Here is a 19,035-nt window from a genome sequence, read left to right as displayed (position 1 = left end):
AGGTTCGGGTAATTCTCCTATGAGTGGAAATACCGGATTTGGAGAAAACGGCGAAGGAGAAGAGATGGCGAGACCTGAATCGGACGAAGGTAATTCTGAAAAGCCGGAAATGCTCGAAGGGGAAACAGCATCATCTGAAATGTCTGGTGAAAAACCAGAAGGGATGACGAGAGGAAATGGTGGCAACGGCGGAGGCGCTGGTGGAGGAGCAACATACCACATGGCATCGTTTGACTATGCATACAGCAGCGTAGCCGTGATGGACTGGCTGTTCCAACAGACTAAATAGAGAATCAAATTATTCCTTGTAGATGAAAAATATTAGATTTAGCAAATAAGTGCAACTCTTCGGAGCTGCACTTATTTTTATTTGTAAAAAGCTTTGTTGCAAGTCCGTTTTAATGGACAGTAGATATGCATAATAGTAAGTGTGGGAATGGATTCTAGCTAAAATATAATTAATATAACTTTCTATATATTTTATATTCCTTGATTGCTACAACTATGGTAAAATTAGTATGTTGCTGATTTTATATTTAAGAGGAAAATAAGGATGAAAGTTAGTTATAACAAGTTATGGAAGTTACTTATTGATAAGGGCATGAAGAAGACTGATTTAATTGTAGCAGTTAAGACAAGCCCGAACACTATTGCCAAGATGGGCAAAAATGAAAATATCTCCATGGATGTTATCACCAGAATCTGTGAATGCCTCAACTGTGATGTTGGCGACATAATGGAAATGATTCCAGATGATGGAGGAAAACCAAATGAAGAGAAATAAATATAGCGCAGGCTCTTGGAAACAAAGGTAATTCTTCACGAGAGATTATCAGAAATTATTTTGTTTCTGATTTCTTTAAGGATCACTGCCAGACATACTCTGTTACTGGCTCAGGTAAAAGACCTATCTAATGGCTATTTGACAGTGGAAAGCAGAACGGATTTAAGGCACTTATTCATCTTCATAGATATAATGCTGATACAATCGGTAACTTGCGTGTCGACTATCTTCATAGAATGCAGCGTGTATACGAATCAGAAATTGGACGTATGCAGGATATGATTGATCACAGTACAAACAGCCGTGAAGTGGGTGCTGTAACAAAGCATAAAGAAAAGCTTCAGAAGCAGTTCAAAGAGTGTCGTAATTATGATGAAAAGATTGGACACTTGGCACTTGCAAGGACAGAGCTAGATCTTGATGATGGTGTTAAGTACAACTACAAGAAGGTACAGCTTGGAACTGATGGCAAGTTTTATGAAGTTCTTGCCGACAGTAAAGCGATCATGATGGATGACAAGAAGTTTAAGGATTTCAAAAAATAAGAGGTGAATTAATGTCAGAATTCTACGAATTACAGGAAAATACAAATAAAGAAGATTTAAAGCATGTGCTTCGAAAGCTTATTAATAATTGGGAGCATGAGGTAGTTGAATTTAAAGAAGCTACTAATGATTATGATAAAAACAAAATTGGAGAGTATTTTTCTGCAATTAGTAACGAGGCAAACTTAAAATCACTGCAGTATGGCTGGCTTATATTTGGTGTTAGAAATAAAGATAGGGTGGTAGTTGGCTCGAATTATAGAGATACAAAAGGTCTAGATGCGATTAAATTAGAGATTGCTCAGAATACTACAGGAAATCTCTCATTTATTGATATTTTTGAGCTGAATGTAGAAGTAGAGGGCGAAAACCGTAGGGTAATAATGTTCCAGATACCTGCAGCTGAGACAGGAATACCTACTGCATGGAAAGGACATTATTATGGGAGAGATGGAGAGTCGTTAGGACCGCTTTCTAGTGATGAATTTGACAGAATACGTGGACAGGAAAAGAAAGACTGGTCAAAACAAATCCTAGAAGATGCCACAATTGATGACTTAGATAAAGAAGCAATTGTCCTAGCACGCCAAAAATATAAAGAAAAGATGGGAAAACCTCATATCTCTAAAGAAGTTGATGGTATGAGCGACGAAGAGTTTCTTACAAAATTAAAGCTTATTATCAATGGCAAGATTACAAATGCTGCAATGTTACTTTTAGGAAATGAAGATAAAGATTATTTATTTGCATCTGCACCAGAAGCGGCTTGGCGTTTGTACAATTCAAAGAATGATATTAGCGATTATGAGATATTTAAGATTCCATATATTACGCTGAGCGACAGATTGTTTGGTAGAATACGAAACCTTACATATAGATACATGCCAAATCAAATGACGCTCTTTCCAATGGAGACAACTCAGTATGATATGTGGTTACTACGTGAACTTTTGAACAATTGTATAGCACATTCTGAATATACTATTGGAGGAAGAATCATTTTGAATGAGTTTGAGGATAAGCTTATGCTGATAAATCCAGGTTCATTCCTTCCGGGAGCAATCGAGCCAGTACTTGAGCCAAGCTATAATCCGCCATTCTATAGAAACCAACTTTTAGCGGAAACAATGGTTAAGTTGAACATGATAGATTCGCAGGCAATGGGTATTAGAAGGGTATTCAGAATACAGCAAGAAAGATATTTCCCAATGCCAGACTATGATTTATCTAACAGGAATCAAGTATCTGTAAGTATTTATGGTAAATCCCTTGATGATAACTATATGCATGTACTTTATGATAATCAGGATTTGGATTTACAGACAGTATTTTTGCTTGATCAAGTTCAGAAAAAACATGAGCTTCCAAAAGAAGGCGTGAAATATTTGAGAAAGCTAAAACTCATAGAAGGAAGATCGAATAATTTGTATATTTCAGCCTCAGTTGCAAAGAGCACAGAGCAAGAAGCGGAGTATATTAAGCAAAAGGCCTTTGATGATCAGTATTACAAAGATATGATTGTAGAATACTTGAAGCAATGGAAAAAGGCTAAGAAAAAAGATATCAAGACTTTGCTATGGGATAAATTACCAGAAGGATTAGATGATAAGCAAAAAGAGTCAAAGATAAGAAATCTGCTTACCTCGTTGAGAACAGCAGGTATTATCACAACAGATTCTGATAACCAGCAGAGGTCATCATGGATCTTGGTTAAATAAACGATTTATATTTCATTCAACCAATAATTTAACCAAGCTTTTAACCAAGAATTATGAAAAAACGGCAGAAATAAAGGCTTTTAAACATTGTTTAAATGATTTTCAAAAACCAAAATTCAACCAATAAAAAGAGTCGACGTAATACATGAATAAAACAGCAATCAGAAATTTTGCTATATGGGCGAGAAACAAGTTAATAGCAGATGTTAGATTTTTACTTGGATTCATGATCACTTCGTATCTGATAATGATATTGGAGGTGCTCATTTTTTCTAATATGATCGACAGGATAATTAATAGGAAGCATGTACCCAGATGCGTTTATGTGGGAAGCAAGAAATCCTACGAAAAATACAGGTATTTCTTGAATAAAACATCTATTTTAATTAATGAAATTGGCTTTGTAAGTTATGACGATGATGATGAGTCTATAGAATATATAGGAAGTATTTCAAATCTTGAGGAGATTATAAGGGAATACAACATCGACCAGGTCTTCTTCATGCAAAAAAGCAATATGGATGCTGCAATTATTCAGAGATATATTGATTTGTGCGTGGAGATGGGAATTACCTGTAGAGTTGTTATGGATATATACAACAAAAGGGAAGCTTCTATTTTTAATACCAGTATAGGTACATACTCTCTTTTGACATACCATACAGTGTGTATGAACACCTGGGAGGCAGCATTTAAGCGGATATTTGACATTGTTTTTTCGGTTATCGGTATTATGGTGACATCTCCGGTTATGCTTATTACCGCTATAGCAATTAAGCTTGATTCACCGGGCCCTGTTTTATTTAAGCAGGTCAGAGTGGGTAAAAACGGCAGACATTTTAAAATCTGGAAGTTCAGAAGTATGTATGTGGATGCCGAGGAAAAGAAGGATGATCTGATACAGCTTAACGAAGTTGCGGATGGTATGATGTTCAAGCTTAAGGACGATCCCAGAATAACAAGGGTTGGCAGATTTATCAGGAAAACCAGTATAGATGAGCTGCCGCAGTTTTTTAATGTTCTGAGGGGATCTATGAGTTTTGTGGGAACAAGACCTCCGACGCTGGATGAAGTTGAAAAATATTCTGCAAGTCAGTGGCGCAGAATCAGCATTAAACCCGGCATTACAGGAATGTGGCAGACATGCGGAAGAAGTACTATCACTGATTTTAATGAAGTTGTTGAGATGGATGTGGATTATATCGACAATTGGAGCCTGTGGATGGATATGAAGATTATATTTAAGACTGTGATGGAGATTTTTAGTCAAAGAGGCGCTTATTGATAGAGGAAATACCATGAAGATAGCAATGATTGGGCACAAGAGAATTCCATCAAGAGAAGGTGGTGTTGAGATAGTCGTGGAAGAGCTGGCAACACGTCTTGTGCAGATGGGACATTATGTAACTGTCTATAACAGGAGTGGAAGAAATGTAGCGGATAAAAATGCCGACAGAGATCTTCATAAATTAAAAAGCTATAAGGGAATTCGCATTGTACATATTCCGACACCCAGCATAAAATCTCTTAATGCGGTGGTATATTCATTTATTGCCACAATAGGAGCGATTCTTGGGAATTATGATGTGATCCACTATCATGCAGAGGGACCATCTGCGATGTTGGTGCTTCCTCATATGCTGGGTATTAGGACAGTTGCGACTATTCACGGACTTGACTGGCAGAGGGCCAAGTGGGGCGGCTTTGCTACCAAATTCCTCAAATTTGGGGAGATGATCGCGGCAAAGTATGCTGATGAAGTGATAGTGCTATCAAGAAATGTACAGCAGTATTTTTTGGACACATATAACAGGCAGACTATATATATTCCAAATGGAGTAAATAAGACAGAGTTTAAAGAGCCTGATAAGATAAAGAAATATGGTCTTGAAAAAGATAAGTATATTATGTATCTTGGCCGAATTGTTCCCGAGAAAGGTATAATGTATCTTCTTGATGCTTTTGCCAAGACAAATACCGATATGAAGCTGGTTATAGCAGGTGGCGGAAGCCATTCCGATGATTATCTTGAAGCTGTCAAAAAGAAAGCTGCCCTGGATAAGAGAGTAGTTATGACAGGTTTTGTCCAGGGCGACATACTTACGGAGCTTTTCAGCAATTGCTATTTGTATGTACTTCCAAGTGATATAGAGGGCATGCCTATCAGCCTTCTTGAAGCTATGAGCTTTGGAAGAAGATGCCTTGCCAGTGATATTCCGGAAAATAAAGAAGCCTGCAGAGAATATGCCAGCTACTTTAAAAAGGCAGATACGAAAGACTTGCAGCGTGCACTGCAGAGTGCAATCGATGATCCCACGAGTTTTCATAAGTTTAATGAGATAATGGATTATTGCTACAAACATTTTGACTGGAACAGAGTTACCGGTGCCAGCGTGAAATTATATATCGATACCATATTAAATGTTGAGAGAATCAATAATATATAAAAAGCGCTCCGCTATGGATGCGCACTCGCGCGATAGGAATATGTTGCCTTCAGCAACCGCGTCTACGTTCCACTTCGGTCGTTGCAGAGCAGATGTCCCCAGGACATCTTGCAACGGCGCGAGCATGTTGCAAGCAACATGCTTTCTTGCAAAGATAAAATAGTCTGAAAATGTGTTGATTTAAAGTTATGAAGTGTTAGAATGAGTCTGGTCACGAAACTCCAAATGAGTGACCGGAAAACCGATGATGAAGTACTGGCTTCGGTACATGATCGGATCATTTGGGAAACAACAATTCATTTATGATGGAGGAAAGATTTTATGAGCAAATTTTCCAAACTTGGCGCATCTGCTCTGGCATTAGCTCTTGCGCTCACAATGGTACCTGTTGATGCTAATGCTATGGTTGACTATAACTATAGTGCTGATGGTAAGACATATACAGCTACATCCAAGGAAACAGGGAAGAGTGCCGGATATGAGAAGGTAACTTGGGGTGATTATGATGATTATTATTATGATCGAAAAAGTGGTGACTCAGATTATGCCACGAATTATTATGTTCCCAAAAAGGTCAATGTTCAGCTGAAGTGTTATACGGATGTAACAATACCTTTTTCATACGGTCAGGTTTCCATCAGCAAACTCAAGGTTAATAGTGGAAAAGCTAATATAACTGTAAAGCAGAGTGGATATGATAAGAATATAAACGATACGTATGAGACTTATACAGAAAATGCAGACGGAACATCCAAGAGGTATTATACAGATCCTGCAACAGGCGCTAAGACAGAGATTACAGATAGTAACAAAGAGAATCTCTACAACTGGGGATCTGCTACAATCAGAGTATATGGTAAGAAAGCAGGAAAATCTGTTATTTCTTTCCAGATAAATGATGCAAACGGAAATAAAGTAGCAACCAAGAAGATTACTGTTACAGTAAAAGAGAATGCATCAGCTTTCAAAAATGTTACATTTGCAGGTAAAAAGCTCATTGAAGCAGACGGTAAGCATACATACGATAACATAAATGATGGATATGACTTTACTACAAAGAAGTCCGGTAAGTTTAAGGTAACCATGAATAAGGGCTTTAAATTAAAGAGTATTTATGTAGAAAAATATCTTGGAGAAGAAAAATATGCTTCTTCAGATTCATATACATCTACTAGAAGTATTACAACACGTTTGGATCTCAATGGCGATGGTGACTGCAAAGATACAATAGATGGTATTTCAGAATCTGAGAAGAGTAGCTATTCTTACGAGAAAATTAAGAATGGTAAGAAAGTTAAGTTGAATACGGTTCCTAGCTATGATTATGAAAAGTTAGAGTACAAAGATAGTAAAGCAGATGGAACTGAGTATACAGTAACAAATGAGAATGAGTATAAAGGAAATCTATCTAGTACAAGGTTCTATGTAGTATATCAAGACACACTCACAAAAGAGTGGGATACAAGCAGCTTTACTATTACAAGAAGAGTTAGCAAGAAATAATTAGCATTTAGCTAATTCTCAGAATAGAAATCATTTTGTTAAATGAATAAAAGTATTAAGCAGGGAGTCCAACGAACTCCCTGCTTTTTTATATCATGATCAGTTAGATGCAGTTGCTGTAGAAAATGATTTGATAGATCCCTTGACAGAAAAGGGTGAAGAAAAGCAGCACTGTTTTGTTGCAGTTGAACGAGTGGATGCAACTGCCAAGGAAGCTTTTGATCGAGTGATTGCCTTTATTGATAATAAGACAAAATAAATAAACAATTGATCTACAGGACGTATAGACTATATAAGTCATGGGACGACTTATTCCAGGTTAATAGACTAAGGCGAATCGCGATTTGCAGGGGTTAAGAGAAGTAGAAACACATATAATTATACTGTTTACTGTATAATGTATATACATGATGAGGAGGTGATTCCATGAAACAAGTAGTAATAAGATCCTGGGGAAACAGTCAGGGTATAAGAATTCCAAAGGATATACTTGATAAAATGCAGTTAAAAATCTCTGATGTACTAGACATTGAAATAAAGGATGACACAATTGTGCTGAAGAAGCAGTTTGTCCATAAAACTTTTGAAGAAAGGTTGGCTGAATATAACGGAGAAATAACGGTTTGCGATTTTGACTGGGGTGAACCGGTGGGGAGAGAAATTTTATGACTGAATTTAATCAAGGGGACATAATTAAGATTAGCGGATTTAAAAAGCAGTTATTTGTAATTGTTAGTAAAAAACGCATTTATAAGAGCAACGGGTATATTTCATGTATGTCCATTGATTTCAGGGATTCCAGCCGGACCAATACATCTGGAAGTGAAAGGTAAGAAGGGTGAGTCGGGCACAGTAATATGTGAACAGATAAAGGCCATTGACCCCAAGGTGAGGGGATGTAGCCGAGTTGATTTTCTTTCGTATGAAAACATAATGAATGTATCCGATGCTGTTCAGGGAATATTTGAGTATGATTAAGTAAGTTCTTTTGGAACGTTAATCTAATCATACCCATAAACATTTAAAGAATATTGCCAATATAAAAGATAGCAACGGAAATGCGTGTCTTTTCAATGGAATGAACATCATTGAAAGGGCACGTTTTTTTATCATGAGGACTATTTGAAAATTCAGTAAAAGTACAAGCGTATCAGGCTTCAAAGAGAGGCGGACATTTATACTGCGAGATGCTGGAGAATGGAAGGATATTTTTCTTTTAACTTAAAAATCTCTCTGGCAAGGTATCTGATCTGATAGCTCTCAGCCAGTCCAAAATAAATATCCCCACCTGTTATATCATCCAGAGAGTTAAATTCCTGTTCTATTTTATCTGACATAGCAACAAGATCCTGAGCCCGGTCACGTAGAAGCATTCCCTCATCTGTAAGCGAAATGCTAAAACTGTGCCTTACAAACAGTTTCTTTCCAAGTTCCTCCTCTAATGTTTTTAACGCCTTTGAAAGAGTGGGCTGTGATACATGAAGTTGCTCAGCGGCCTTTGACATATTTTCTTCCCTTGCAACTGCAAGAAAATATCTGAGATTTTTTATTTCCATGAAAACCTCCCTAAAGCTGACAATTAATATGTTATTCCAAAAACGAATATCATGATATTTATTTTATTCATTAGCGAAAACCTGGTCAAGGATTTACTATGAAATCAGAAGGAGCAAAAAAGATGGATACCAAAAGAATTCTTGAAGGCCTTACGGACATGGGCTGTGATGAGAAAGAAATAAGCTTTATGAAAAAGATGTATGAAGAAGGGGATACAGATACGCTTCTTCGAGATCTTAGAAAATGCCGGTGCCATCTGATGGACGAACTTCATGACAGTCAGAAGAAAGTTGATAACATGGATTTTTTGATAAGACAGATTCAGAAAGAAAAGTAATTAAAACGGAGGAATGTAAAATGATCAGAAAAGAAGAACTGAACCTTGTATCGGAATGGGATAAAACTTTTAAGAAAAGTGATAAGGTAGACCACAGCAAAGTCACATTTGTAAACAGATATGGAATCACTCTTGCAGCGGATATGTATGTTCCAAAGGATGCAGATGGTAAGCTCCCTGCAATTGCTGTATGCGGACCATTCGGTGCAGTTAAAGAGCAGTGCTCAGGTCTTTATGCTCAGACAATGGCAGAGAGAGGATTCTTAACAATTGCTTTTGATCCTTCCTTTACAGGAGAATCAGGTGGAAACGTAAGATACATGGCATCTCCTGACATTAATACAGAAGACTTCATGGCTGCAGTTGATTTTCTTTCACTTAATGAAAAGGTAGATCCTGACAGGATTGGAATTATAGGTATCTGTGGATGGGGCGGCATGGCTGTAAATACAGCAGCTCTTGATACAAGGATCAAAGCTACAGCTGCAATGACAATGTATGACATGACAAGAGTAAATGCCAAGGGATATTTTGACTCCGAGGACAGCGAGGAAGCAAGGTATCAGAAGAGGGCTGCTATGTGCGCTCAGAGACTTGAAGACCTTAAGGCAGGTGAGTATAAGCTTGGCGGCGGTGTAGTAGATCCACTTCCGGAGGATGCACCTTTCTTTGTAAAAGACTACTATGACTATTACAAGACTGACAGAGGATATCACAAGAGAAGCCTTAATTCTAATGGTGGCTGGAATGTGATCGGTTGTGAATCTTTTGTAAATCAGCCAATCCTTAAGTATAGTAATGAGATCAGAAGTGCAGTTTTACTTGTTCATGGAGAAAAGGCTCATTCATGTTATTTCTCAAAGGATGCATATGCAGATATGATCAAAGACAGCAAGCATGCAGACAACAAGGAACTTATGATAATCCCTGATGCTGTCCATACAGATTTATATGATGGCGGAGATAAGGATTATATTCCTTTTGATAAGCTGGAAAACTTCTTTAAGGATAATCTGAAGTAATTATGATGATTGAGAAAGAATTAGAAAACGCATTTGGTTTATCTTTTTCAATATAAGTAAAATTTATATCTTTAAATGCCATGTTTCGGTTTAAACTACCGTCGCATGGCATTTTGAATGTATTGGATTTTTTTATTCTGCTATCTCTGAGATTCTGTCAGATAGTGGAGTTTTCTTTCTCTTACGAGGACGCTGTTCTTCAAGATAAACTCCAAGCTCATCCGGAGTGATTCTTTTTATTTTCTCTAGGCTGTCCAAGCAGTAGTCTTTGGATAGTCCGGCATCTATGCCAATCTTAACAAAATCTTTATCTGATATATCTTTTCCTTTCCCATTTACAGATGTGGTCTGTTCACCGAAATAGGTCGTGCTGTATGTCAGGTCGTATGCCGGGGCCAGCCTCCAGCTGTGATCCTCGGTATAGGTAAAAGAGAAATTCTTGGTGTGGTCGTCCCTGTTATGGCAAAGAGTGTTAAAGCACATAGTAAGGAACATCTGCTCTTTGTCATGAGTGTTGTCCTTGGTCAGGATCTGTATCAGGCGCATATATGTGGAGTAGTCACAGGAAGGCGCTCTGAAGTCTGCTTCCAGGAGACCAGCGAAAGTTATGGTAAAGATCTTTTTTCCTGATTTTCTGTCGAAGCGTTTGGTCTTAAAGTAGCCCTCGCATATTTTGGATGGGATCAGGTATGTGTCAGTCATCTCTATTCCGCACTTCTTGGCACTTAAGGAGTAGTCGTATTCTCTTTTTTCGCATATGGATGGATCCTTGGCTGCAGGGAATTTGACGATGAAATCCTCATTGCCTTCATGTAGAAGAATCTTTGGGCGTGTACCACCACTGGAGCCGGCCATCTTAAATAGCAGATCTAACTGATCTGAAGGTTTTGATGAGATGAGATTAGCGCAGGCGGCAGATAGCTCGTCATAATCAAGGGCAGCGCTATCTATATTGAAATCTGCTTCTTTGGAAGGATAGTATTCAAGGGCTCCCATTCCGGATGTACCTACATAGGCGAGCCTGTCCAGGATTGTAAGCTGATCTCTGAGTATTCCTACAGAGGAGAGATACCTGTCAAATAGCAACTCTCCCCATGAATCAGGCAGACTATCAGCAAAAACGCCAAAAAGACCATGGAAGATATCGCGGTTCTTTTCCGGTGGAACATATACGGTATTGGCTAGCGGGAGAGAACGAGGGCTTATGGAAAAACCGCTTCGGATCCAGCCATCGCTGTACTGAAAAGCAATACGTTTATCTGGCATTTCAGCCAGCGTTCCCACAAGTTTATTATGATAAAAGACATCAAGCTTTCTGTTACTCATCGTTTAAAACCTCATCAATATTAAGATAGACAGGCTGTGTGAAAAGAGTTTTGATCTCGTCAGCAAGTCCGAGTTCCATTGCAATCTTGACTAGAGACATGAGCGATATCTGGCCGGTCTGTTCAAATTTCTTGAGCGTGGCATAGCTGACGTTGCTCCTGTCTGCAAGCTGCTTCTGTGTAATCTTACGTCTTTTGCGAATCTTTTTTACCCTCTTAGCAAGGTCGAGTGTGATCTCAGCCGGGGTTTCCCATATGAATTCTGTCATGATACATCTCCTTTTAATGCTATTATTATATCAAATTTTGAAGTAAAAGGTCAAAATAGATATTATAGTAGCAATTAGATGAAGAAATGGAAGGACCTATGCTTTATACCAATGCGGATCATGTGGCATCAAATGCCTGCTATGAAAAAATCGGCTATACACAAAGAGACGAGCCTGTAGTAAAATCTGTTGGACAAAAATGCGGAATCCGCAAAAATGTCAATTTGAATATTGAAGACGCAGTTATAAGTGGGGATAGACAACAGGGCTGGCGTGATTATGTATTGTTTGGTGGAATTCCTCTTGTCCTTGGATTTGAAACAGCAGATCAGAAATCAGATTTTTTAAAATCTCTTTTTGAGGAAACTTACATATCGGATATTACAGGAAGAAACAATATTCGCAATAAGGCTGAATTAGAAGAGTTACTTAATATTTTGTCTTCAGCAATTGGCTCACTTACCAACCCAAGTAAGCTTTCCGCAACATTTAAAAGTGTAAAAAATAAAACCATAAGTAAAGATACCATAATCAAATATATTGACTACCTTAAGGATTCATTCCTTATAGACAGTGCAATTCGTTATGATATAAAGGGCAAGAAGTATATCAATACCCCATCGAAATATTATTTCACAGATCTTGGTCTTAGAAATGCACGCCTTAATTTCAGGCAGGTAGAGGAGACTCATGCAATGGAAAACATTATATTCAATGAATTAAAAGTTCGTGGATATAATGTAGATGTAGGCGTTGTTACAATGAATGAAGTTGATAAAAACGGTAAGAAAATTCGTAAACAGTTGGAAGTGGACTTTGTTTGCAATAAAGGCTCAAAGAGATTTTATATTCAATCAGCATTTGCACTTCCGGACAAGGAAAAAATGCTTCAGGAACAGCGGCCATTGGTAAATATCGGCGATGGTTTTAAAAAGATTATTATTACAAAGGAAGCTGTCGCACCGCTATATAATGAAGAAGGCATATTAGTAATGAGCATATATGATTTTCTTCTTAATCCTGAGAGTATGGAAATTTAACAGAATACGAAGAGAACGTATAGACCATAGAACCGAGGCGCATTTCGCCAGGTCGATTGGAGCAACAAAGGGATAGTAGATGCGTGGAAGTGTATTAAGTGATAATTCTGATATAACCCAAGGCTATCATCAACGACCGAAGCGGAGATCGGCAAAGAATTCAGAAATGGATTTGATGCCGATCTTTTTTGCAAAATTATATTTTTTTTGCTTGACTATGACGTAACGTAATAGTTTATGATGTAATCACACGAGGGAGGAACCATCATGACGAAGTCATGATTTGGAATGGTTCCGACCGATAGGGCAGGATTGTGGAGCAATCGTGCCAATACATAATATACGAGGAGATGATAGCCATGAAGACAGTAAATGAAGTGAGTAAGTTGACAGGAGTGAGTATACGCACACTGCAGTATTACGATAAGATAGGACTCTTTAAACCGGCGGAGTATACCGAGTCCGGATACAGGCTGTATGACGATGCAGCGCTGGAGAGACTTCAGCAGATTTTACTGTTTCGTGAGCTCGAGTTTCCGCTTAAGGATATCAAGGATATCGTAACCAGATCTGATTTTGACAAGAGATTGGCACTTGATCAGCAGATAGAACTTCTTGAATTAAAGAAGGAACATATCGAAAATCTGATCAGTATGTGCCGTGGTTTAAAACTGAGAGGAGTGAGACATTTGGATTTTACAGCATTTGATTCTAGTAAATTAGATGAATACGCTAAGCGCGCAAAAGAACGATGGGGCAATACTCCGGAATATAAAGAATTCGAAGAGAAGAATGCGAAGCGGCCTGAGAGCGAAGAAAAAAGCATGATGGCTGATTTTATGAAAATCTTTGAAGAGTTCGGAGCTATGAAGGATCAGGATCCTGCTTCTGCAGAAGTTCAGGATCAGGTTAAGAAGCTGCAGAGCTTTATTACCGAGCATTTTTATAAGTGTACTAATGAGATTCTTTCCAGCCTTGGTAAGATGTATGCCGGTGGCGGGGAATTCACCGATAACATCAATAAGATGGGCGGGGAAGGAACTGCTGAATTTACTCACCGGGCGATACAGATCTACTGTGGATGATACAAAGACAAAAAAGAGTTCATGGATATCAAGCTTGTATACGGAGCTTCACTTGGCGTAGCAATTGCATGTTGTACCTATGACATGAAACCTTTATAGCCTCAGAGAGGAATATTTAGATATCGTAAAACAAAAAATAGTGGCTGGGATAGAATTCCCAGCCACTATTTTGGGTCAAATTTTACTTAACTGACCAGGTATTTACATAACCGATCTTTTTGGATTTAAAGGCATTTATTGTACCGGTCTTGTATTTTTTAGCATTCTGCTTGGACATCTTGATCTTAATTTTTGCTGTCTTTTTAATGCCCTTGAATGCATTCTTACCAATTTTGCTCTTCTTGTTGAGTTTAGTGCTCTTTACAGTAATCTTTTTGAGACTGCTGCACTTATAGTATGCTTTTTTGCCAATCTTCTTAACATTTTTTCCTATTACAAGTGAGGTCAGCTTGGTGCAGCCCTCGAAAGCAGAATCGCCGATAGTTTCAACATTGTCTCCGAGTGTTATGGACTTAAGTGCAGTACATTTTGCAAAGGCATTATCGGATATAGTTGTTACATTGTAGGTCAGACCATCTGAAAGAGTTACAGTATCCTTGATTATTTCCTTGCCTGATATGTTATTTGCAGGCTTCTCATAGGATACGGTCAGGTTATTCTCTGTATTGGAAGTAACCTTGTAAGTAGCAGAATCATCTGCGCTTTTGCCCTGCTCATAGGAAGTATCGTTTACTGCAAGTGCCGCTGACTCTGCATCTGCATTTGCAACTATTGATGAGCCTGAAATTGTACCTCCGATGATTTTTATAATTCCACTTTCATAAGCTTCTGATATACCATCAGATCCATTTACTCCTTGTATGTCAATAGTTGAGTCTTTAGTCATTTTAATTGTTATGCTAGTAGCAGAATCTGTCAAAAAAAGATAGCCGACAGTGTTTGTTCCAATGCTCTTTATCGTAACATCATTTTTATATATTCTAAGAGAAAAAAGACTGATGTTACTTATGGTTAATATTCCGGAAGAATAACTAACTTCGCTCTTAATAGTCTCTAATGAAACATTCGGATTTTCAGAGGATAATGATGCAACATAATCACCCGTTCCCGATGAACTAGCTTCCGTTATTGTGCCGGAAGAGGATATATAAAAACTGGTAATGGAATCTGCCAACACCTTCTGCGGAACAGCAACAAAGCACATGGTCAGTGCTACAGCAACAGCCATGACCAAACTCAATAACTTGGTGAACTACTCCGACTTATAGAAGTCGGAGCTTCCTGCTTCAACCACCACTGCATCAGCTACGAATATACGTAACTCAACGTCTTACACAATGTCCACAGGCGTTTGGTTTGGGCTATTCCATCCCTACTGTATATTTGGTTTAGGCTACTTCGAAAGAATCATTCAGTATACGCAATCCTTCGTTTAGTATGTTGATAGCGGCGTTCTGGTCACGGCTTATTGTAAGACCGCAATCACATTTCATTGTGCGAATTGTGAGATTTTTCATCTCAGGATGTATCTTTCCACAACAATGACATATTTGTGATGACGGAAACCACTTATCTACTTTTACAAGATATTTGTTTCTTTCTGATAACTTATATTCAAGCATCGACAGAAACATACCGTATCCATTATCAAGCGTTGCTTTGCCGTTACCAAAACCTTTATTTGACATAGATTTCATGTTCAGAGATTCTACGCATACAACATCGTACTGATTGGCTATCTCAGTAGATATTTTATGCAGATTATCTAATCGCTGATTAGCGATATGTCTATGTATTTTGTTTACTTTACGGAGTTGCTTTATATAATTATTGGATTTGATTTCATGCTTTTTAGAGCCTTGCATACGTGACAGCCTACGTTGTGCCTTGGCGAGTTTGTCATGGCTTTCACGATAGTATTTGTGATTTATACCAACGTTACCATTATTATCTACATACAAACCGTCAGAAGCATAATCTAGACCAATACAGTTATTCGTGTCTGCTACATAGGTATTTATACTATCTGCAATCTCAAACAATACGGAAATATAGAACTTTCCATCAGATTCCTGTGATACAGTAGCTGATTTGACCATCCAGTTATCATCAGGCTTACGATGGATAACTGTCTTCACATTACCGATTTTAGGGAGTCTAATGCTGTTATCAGTAATGGCAACAGTGCCATGCTGATTGTTGGTAGTATATGACTTACGGCTGCGTTTTGCAGATTTGAATTTAGGAAATCCATTGTTTTTCTTACGGGATTTGCTAAAGCGGTTCTTGAAAGCGCTTTGTAAGTTTAGTTGTACATTCGCTAAAGCAAGACTATCTACTTCCTTGAGATATGGATAATCCTTTTTGTATTTGGCAGGTGTTACAGTAACAAACTTACCTATAGACTTGTAGCTCTCAATTTTATCGGAAAGCATGAGATTATAGACCTTGCGGCAACAGCCGAAGGTCTTGGCAAACATAACACTTTGTTTAGTTGTGGGATATGCTCTGTATTTGACAGCTCTGTTCATGTATATAATTATAGCAAACATTTGTTCTCTTGTCTACATAATAAACGCCGTGTTTATCGTAATTCATCCCGCCACCTATAGAGGTGGGGGATTTCTTGCTAACGGCGTGTTAAATAAGTATAAAACCATCATTCATAATTCATCAGTATTATTTCGTTCTTACTACTAATGTGGATCATTGTTTTCAGAAGGCAGGGTTTGATAAAAAGAGACTCTTTTACACACAGGGTGATTACGGACTCTTTCAGAGTATAAATCCTCAGATAAGGAAAACCTATGGTGGCTCTGTTTCTGTCCCTTCTGTAACAATCAGATGATATTCCGGCTGAATCATCTTATGGCGGTCACGTCTTGGCTGCATCCAGCTTTTGCTCTGATCGCTCTTCTTTGCTGGTTTCAGACTCATTTGAACGCACCTCCCAGCATGTTCTGAAGATAGGGATCTGCGCCGTAGCGGCCTTCAAGATATTGCTTGTCATAGGAGGCTGTATTCTTGATTAGTGTTCCGTCCTCGCTTCTCATTTCATGTAAAGAATATACATCGCTTTCGTGCGCTTCATTTTCTGCTGCAAACCAGATTTCATCCCGACGGAAGATGGAGTTTTTCATCGTAGACATATCATGGGAAGTGAAAAGCAGCTGTGCACCGTGACGGTTTATCTCTTTATTTTTAAAAAGAAGGATCACATAACGCAGAAGCTTCGGGTGGAGTTTGGCATCAAGCTCGTCAATGATGACAAGTCTTCCTTCACGTAGAGCTAGTAGGATAACTGGTAGAGCGGAGATAAGCTTCTTTGTTCCATCTGATTCTTCTGTGAATGACAGCTCATATTCCTTTTTTCCAAGCTTGCGCTTCATGTAAAGCTGTTTACTGTCTTCATCATAGCGATAGTCCGTAATGTCGATATCCATATCATTCAGAGCACTGATGAACAGGCTCTTATTTTCTGTATACTTTTCCAGCATGATTTGGTGCTCAATCATCGGATTTGCGTAGCTTCTGATGATGCAACTTTCAAACCAGGTCATTACTTCGCTGATTTCAGGGATATCGTAGTTGATGGCAAGGAATGAAAGATAGGGCATCTTCGGATTTACATTTTTGTTGATGCTTTTTTTGTTGATACTGTATCCGAGGGTAATATCATTCATTTCGCGGTCAAAAAGCTCGGCAGTTTTCTTGGCAGTGACAGCTTTACGAGTTAGTGACTCAGAAACTACTTCATCATCCTTTAGGGCAATATAGTAGCAGTATAGGTTGCTTCCTGTTAAGAAAAATAGCTTGAACTCTGTCGGTTCATCAGCTGACACATCGTCAAATAAGAATGGGATGGCATCAACCCTCTGCTGGAGGATGAGCGGTTGACGGTTCTTTTCTAACTCATGTACAGGCTTTACTATGGTGGAAATCACACATGATAGAGCCTGGAGCAGGTTGGACTTACCGCCTCCGTTTGGACCATATATGACGCTGACTGGAACCAGATCAGGTGCGGAATCTGTTTTGATGAGTGTATCCTTAAATTCAGGGAGAGTAGCAGCCTGAAAATCAAATATCGTTTCGTCTTTGTAAGACTTGAAATTCTTGAATGAGAATTGGCATAACATATCGGTACGCCTCCTTTCTTAAGGGTATTATACAAAATAAAACCCCGAAAAACAAGTTATATACGATATTATAGAAAAATAATTTACCAAAATGGATATAAAACCACATATCACACCTTATAGCATTGGAGACCGTGCACTGTGTACCATACCCTCTGCCGCCGTTGACGGTTTTCTATGATAAAATATGTTTGTTGGGAAAATTTCAATTGAGTATACGCAAGGAGCGAAGCATATGGGGATTAAAACAGAAGACATGGTAAAGAATCTTCTGCCAAAAGAGATGACTGCAGGCATAGACTGGATGCGGCCTATGGCTTATGCTCATAGGAGTCGTTCTGATCGTCGCTGCTGTTTTTGGTGGCAGTTTTTTTGGTTAATCCTTTTGTATTCCTTGCGGGATACTATGCCGGCGAATATAGATAGAATAGAGGAGTATCATGGACATTATCTATAATGGAGAGCGACTGAAATATATAGAAGATTTCTGGGGAGAACAGGTACTATGGATTACAGATCCTAAACAGATAAGCATGGAGCATATGAAGTTTGTCGGGGGATATCCAAATGAGTACTGCATATACCTTTCAGAGTTGTCTGCGGCGGAACAGGCTGAAATTGTAAAGCAGCTACGTGAGCAATTGGCATATTGTGGTGTAAATTGTTCGAAATGTCCGGATTTCTCAGAAGGAAAGTGCCCTTCTTGCCGGCTCACAGAATGGAAAGCTGGAGATGAATGCATGCCCGTCAAATGCTGCAGAGAAAAAAGAATAGACTCTTGTGCATCATGTGATGTATTCCCATGCGATGATATGAAAGAGTTTTATCAAGAATCTGCTAGTCATCAAGAAGCATTTAAGAGATTTTCCAAGTTTAGCAATTATAAATCTTAAGAAAATATGGATATATTTTTTGCTCTACTCGATATGTAACAGATCCGCCTTTTTGCTTACAATATGACCATAGAGATGAAACAATAGTTGTTGGTACATATAGAAGGATGGTGATGATCATGTTACTGACAATGCTTTTTATAGTTTGTTTGTTAGGTTTTGTTGGAAAGCTCATAGGATTTGCTTTTAAGTTCTCCTGGAGCATTATCAAGGTGGCATTTTACCTTGTGTTCCTACCATTCATTTTAATAGCGATGGTAGTTAAAGGACTGCTTTATATAGCATTCCCGCTGCTTATTGTTGCAATGATAATTGGTCTTATGACTAAGGAAGCTTAAGGAAAACATTTAACGAAAAATAAAATACATAAA

General features: G+C 38.3%; 21 protein-coding genes and 2 pseudogenes. 16 read left to right on the top strand and 7 right to left on the bottom strand.

The genetic code is table 11. The annotated features are described in order from the left end of the window. Positions 1-19 precede the first annotated feature (19 nt). The 9 genes and pseudogenes from T543_RS00980 (at position 20) to T543_RS15740 (ending at position 7,975) form a co-directional block, all read left to right on the top strand. Positions 20-289, top strand: a complete 270-nt coding sequence (locus T543_RS00980) for a hypothetical protein (RefSeq protein ID WP_035764807.1) — start codon at positions 20-22, stop codon at positions 287-289. A 264-nt stretch (positions 290-553) separates the two neighbouring features. Next, entirely contained in the window at positions 554-784 is a 231-nt protein-coding gene (locus tag T543_RS00975; RefSeq protein WP_035764804.1) for a helix-turn-helix domain-containing protein, read from the top strand. 2 nt (positions 785-786) lie between these two features. Next, positions 787-1,329: pseudogene (locus T543_RS16525) on the top strand (hypothetical protein); the annotation flags it as partial. 11 nt (positions 1,330-1,340) lie between these two features. Next, positions 1,341-3,047 carry an RNA-binding domain-containing protein gene (locus tag T543_RS00965; RefSeq protein WP_035764798.1) on the top strand — a complete coding sequence of 569 codons (1,707 nt, stop codon included), beginning with the start codon at positions 1,341-1,343 and terminating at the stop codon, positions 3,045-3,047. A 145-nt stretch (positions 3,048-3,192) separates the two neighbouring features. Further along, the gene (locus tag T543_RS00960) at positions 3,193-4,332 is read left to right on the top strand and encodes a sugar transferase (RefSeq protein WP_051638439.1); all 1,140 of its coding nucleotides are present in this window, start codon (positions 3,193-3,195) and stop codon (positions 4,330-4,332) included. Positions 4,333-4,345: 13 nt separating this feature from the next. Then, positions 4,346-5,494, top strand: a complete 1,149-nt coding sequence (locus T543_RS00955) for a glycosyltransferase family 4 protein (RefSeq protein ID WP_051638438.1) — start codon at positions 4,346-4,348, stop codon at positions 5,492-5,494. Positions 5,495-5,815: 321 nt separating this feature from the next. After that, positions 5,816-6,997 carry a hypothetical protein gene (locus T543_RS00950; RefSeq protein WP_035764796.1) on the top strand — a complete coding sequence of 394 codons (1,182 nt, stop codon included), beginning with the start codon at positions 5,816-5,818 and terminating at the stop codon, positions 6,995-6,997. 426 nt (positions 6,998-7,423) lie between these two features. Then, positions 7,424-7,666, top strand: a complete 243-nt coding sequence (locus tag T543_RS00945; protein ID WP_035764794.1) for an AbrB/MazE/SpoVT family DNA-binding domain-containing protein — start codon at positions 7,424-7,426, stop codon at positions 7,664-7,666. Between the two features lie 60 nt (positions 7,667-7,726). Next, positions 7,727-7,975, top strand: a complete 249-nt coding sequence (locus tag T543_RS15740; protein ID WP_155843090.1) for a type II toxin-antitoxin system PemK/MazF family toxin — start codon at positions 7,727-7,729, stop codon at positions 7,973-7,975. 206 nt (positions 7,976-8,181) lie between these two features. Here T543_RS15740 and T543_RS00940 read toward each other — a convergent pair. Next, positions 8,182-8,553: pseudogene (locus tag T543_RS00940) on the bottom strand (LysR family transcriptional regulator); the annotation flags it as partial. A gap of 122 nt (positions 8,554-8,675) precedes the next feature. On the opposite strand from T543_RS00940, the gene T543_RS00935 reads away from it, so the two are divergent. Together T543_RS00935 and T543_RS00930 are read left to right on the top strand one after the other, a co-directional pair. Continuing rightward, complete coding sequence (locus T543_RS00935; RefSeq protein ID WP_035765799.1) at positions 8,676-8,891, top strand: hypothetical protein; 216 nt, start codon at positions 8,676-8,678, stop codon at positions 8,889-8,891. A gap of 20 nt (positions 8,892-8,911) precedes the next feature. Then, a complete protein-coding gene (locus tag T543_RS00930) occupies positions 8,912-9,913 on the top strand; it encodes an alpha/beta hydrolase (protein ID WP_035764792.1) in 1,002 nt (333 codons plus the stop codon). A gap of 132 nt (positions 9,914-10,045) precedes the next feature. On the opposite strand, the gene T543_RS00925 is transcribed toward T543_RS00930, so the two are convergent. Then, positions 10,046-11,239: a type II toxin-antitoxin system HipA family toxin gene (locus tag T543_RS00925; protein WP_081829876.1), complete on the bottom strand. Its 1,194-nt coding sequence runs from the start codon at positions 11,237-11,239 to the stop codon at positions 10,046-10,048. After that, the gene (locus T543_RS00920) at positions 11,232-11,507 is read right to left on the bottom strand and encodes a helix-turn-helix domain-containing protein (protein WP_035764790.1); all 276 of its coding nucleotides are present in this window, start codon (positions 11,505-11,507) and stop codon (positions 11,232-11,234) included. The genes T543_RS00925 and T543_RS00920 overlap by 8 nt, the downstream gene beginning before the upstream one ends. Positions 11,508-11,605: 98 nt before the next feature. On the opposite strand from T543_RS00920, the gene T543_RS00915 reads away from it, so the two are divergent. Both T543_RS00915 and T543_RS00910 read left to right on the top strand, forming a co-directional pair. Next, positions 11,606-12,547, top strand: coding sequence for an ATP-binding protein (locus tag T543_RS00915; RefSeq protein ID WP_330369896.1), 942 nt, complete (start codon positions 11,606-11,608; stop codon positions 12,545-12,547). Between the two features lie 359 nt (positions 12,548-12,906). Continuing rightward, positions 12,907-13,632: a MerR family transcriptional regulator gene (locus T543_RS00910; protein WP_035764788.1), complete on the top strand. Its 726-nt coding sequence runs from the start codon at positions 12,907-12,909 to the stop codon at positions 13,630-13,632. A gap of 181 nt (positions 13,633-13,813) precedes the next feature. Here the strand turns inward: T543_RS00910 and T543_RS00905 are convergent, their stop codons facing one another. The 4 genes from T543_RS00905 to T543_RS00895 form a co-directional block, all read right to left on the bottom strand. Beyond that, complete coding sequence (locus tag T543_RS00905) at positions 13,814-14,860, bottom strand: leucine-rich repeat domain-containing protein (RefSeq protein ID WP_035764786.1); 1,047 nt, start codon at positions 14,858-14,860, stop codon at positions 13,814-13,816. Positions 14,861-15,020: 160 nt separating this feature from the next. After that, complete coding sequence (locus T543_RS00900; RefSeq protein ID WP_242839430.1) at positions 15,021-16,184, bottom strand: transposase; 1,164 nt, start codon at positions 16,182-16,184, stop codon at positions 15,021-15,023. Between the two features lie 253 nt (positions 16,185-16,437). Beyond that, positions 16,438-16,569 carry a hypothetical protein gene (locus tag T543_RS16355; protein WP_255347200.1) on the bottom strand — a complete coding sequence of 44 codons (132 nt, stop codon included), beginning with the start codon at positions 16,567-16,569 and terminating at the stop codon, positions 16,438-16,440. Next, on the bottom strand, positions 16,566-17,771 hold the full coding sequence (locus T543_RS00895; protein WP_035764783.1) for an AAA family ATPase: 1,206 nt from the start codon (positions 17,769-17,771) through the stop codon (positions 16,566-16,568). The genes T543_RS16355 and T543_RS00895 overlap by 4 nt, the downstream gene beginning before the upstream one ends. A gap of 320 nt (positions 17,772-18,091) precedes the next feature. On the opposite strand from T543_RS00895, the gene T543_RS16610 reads away from it, so the two are divergent. From T543_RS16610 to T543_RS00880, 3 genes are all read left to right on the top strand, one after another. Next, positions 18,092-18,151: a hypothetical protein gene (locus tag T543_RS16610; RefSeq protein WP_442856074.1), complete on the top strand. Its 60-nt coding sequence runs from the start codon at positions 18,092-18,094 to the stop codon at positions 18,149-18,151. A 60-nt stretch (positions 18,152-18,211) separates the two neighbouring features. Continuing rightward, complete coding sequence (locus T543_RS15505) at positions 18,212-18,664, top strand: DUF3795 domain-containing protein (RefSeq protein ID WP_081673361.1); 453 nt, start codon at positions 18,212-18,214, stop codon at positions 18,662-18,664. 113 nt (positions 18,665-18,777) lie between these two features. After that, positions 18,778-19,002, top strand: coding sequence for a hypothetical protein (locus T543_RS00880; RefSeq protein ID WP_242839429.1), 225 nt, complete (start codon positions 18,778-18,780; stop codon positions 19,000-19,002). Positions 19,003-19,035: the final 33 nt, after the last annotated feature.

This window comes from Butyrivibrio sp. NC2002 (genome assembly GCF_000702265.1).
Taxonomy (GTDB): domain Bacteria; phylum Bacillota; class Clostridia; order Lachnospirales; family Lachnospiraceae; genus Butyrivibrio.
This window is presented reverse-complemented; position numbering and strand designations above follow the sequence as displayed.

Excerpts from the sequence above, each read along its gene's own strand:
- T543_RS00960 (WP_051638439.1), top strand. The coding sequence starts at position 3,193 with ATGAATAAAACAGCAATCAGAAATTTTGCTATATGGGCGAGAAACAAG.
- T543_RS00920 (WP_035764790.1), bottom strand. The coding sequence starts at position 11,507 with ATGACAGAATTCATATGGGAAACCCCGGCTGAGATCACACTCGACCTT.
- T543_RS00980 (WP_035764807.1), top strand. The coding sequence starts at position 20 with ATGAGTGGAAATACCGGATTTGGAGAAAACGGCGAAGGAGAAGAGATG.
- T543_RS00965 (WP_035764798.1), top strand. The coding sequence starts at position 1,341 with ATGTCAGAATTCTACGAATTACAGGAAAATACAAATAAAGAAGATTTA.
- T543_RS00975 (WP_035764804.1), top strand. The coding sequence starts at position 554 with ATGAAAGTTAGTTATAACAAGTTATGGAAGTTACTTATTGATAAGGGC.
- T543_RS16355 (WP_255347200.1), bottom strand. The coding sequence starts at position 16,569 with ATGAGTCTGAAACCAGCAAAGAAGAGCGATCAGAGCAAAAGCTGGATG.
- T543_RS00930 (WP_035764792.1), top strand. The coding sequence starts at position 8,912 with ATGATCAGAAAAGAAGAACTGAACCTTGTATCGGAATGGGATAAAACT.
- T543_RS00880 (WP_242839429.1), top strand. The coding sequence starts at position 18,778 with ATGATCATGTTACTGACAATGCTTTTTATAGTTTGTTTGTTAGGTTTT.
- T543_RS00950 (WP_035764796.1), top strand. The coding sequence starts at position 5,816 with ATGAGCAAATTTTCCAAACTTGGCGCATCTGCTCTGGCATTAGCTCTT.
- T543_RS00915 (WP_330369896.1), top strand. The coding sequence starts at position 11,606 with ATGCTTTATACCAATGCGGATCATGTGGCATCAAATGCCTGCTATGAA.
- T543_RS15505 (WP_081673361.1), top strand. The coding sequence starts at position 18,212 with ATGGACATTATCTATAATGGAGAGCGACTGAAATATATAGAAGATTTC.
- T543_RS00925 (WP_081829876.1), bottom strand. The coding sequence starts at position 11,239 with ATGAGTAACAGAAAGCTTGATGTCTTTTATCATAATAAACTTGTGGGA.
- T543_RS00945 (WP_035764794.1), top strand. The coding sequence starts at position 7,424 with ATGAAACAAGTAGTAATAAGATCCTGGGGAAACAGTCAGGGTATAAGA.
- T543_RS00935 (WP_035765799.1), top strand. The coding sequence starts at position 8,676 with ATGGATACCAAAAGAATTCTTGAAGGCCTTACGGACATGGGCTGTGAT.
- T543_RS00955 (WP_051638438.1), top strand. The coding sequence starts at position 4,346 with ATGAAGATAGCAATGATTGGGCACAAGAGAATTCCATCAAGAGAAGGT.
- T543_RS00895 (WP_035764783.1), bottom strand. The coding sequence starts at position 17,771 with ATGTTATGCCAATTCTCATTCAAGAATTTCAAGTCTTACAAAGACGAA.
- T543_RS00910 (WP_035764788.1), top strand. The coding sequence starts at position 12,907 with ATGAAGACAGTAAATGAAGTGAGTAAGTTGACAGGAGTGAGTATACGC.
- T543_RS00900 (WP_242839430.1), bottom strand. The coding sequence starts at position 16,184 with ATGTTTGCTATAATTATATACATGAACAGAGCTGTCAAATACAGAGCA.
- T543_RS00905 (WP_035764786.1), bottom strand. The coding sequence starts at position 14,860 with ATGGCTGTTGCTGTAGCACTGACCATGTGCTTTGTTGCTGTTCCGCAG.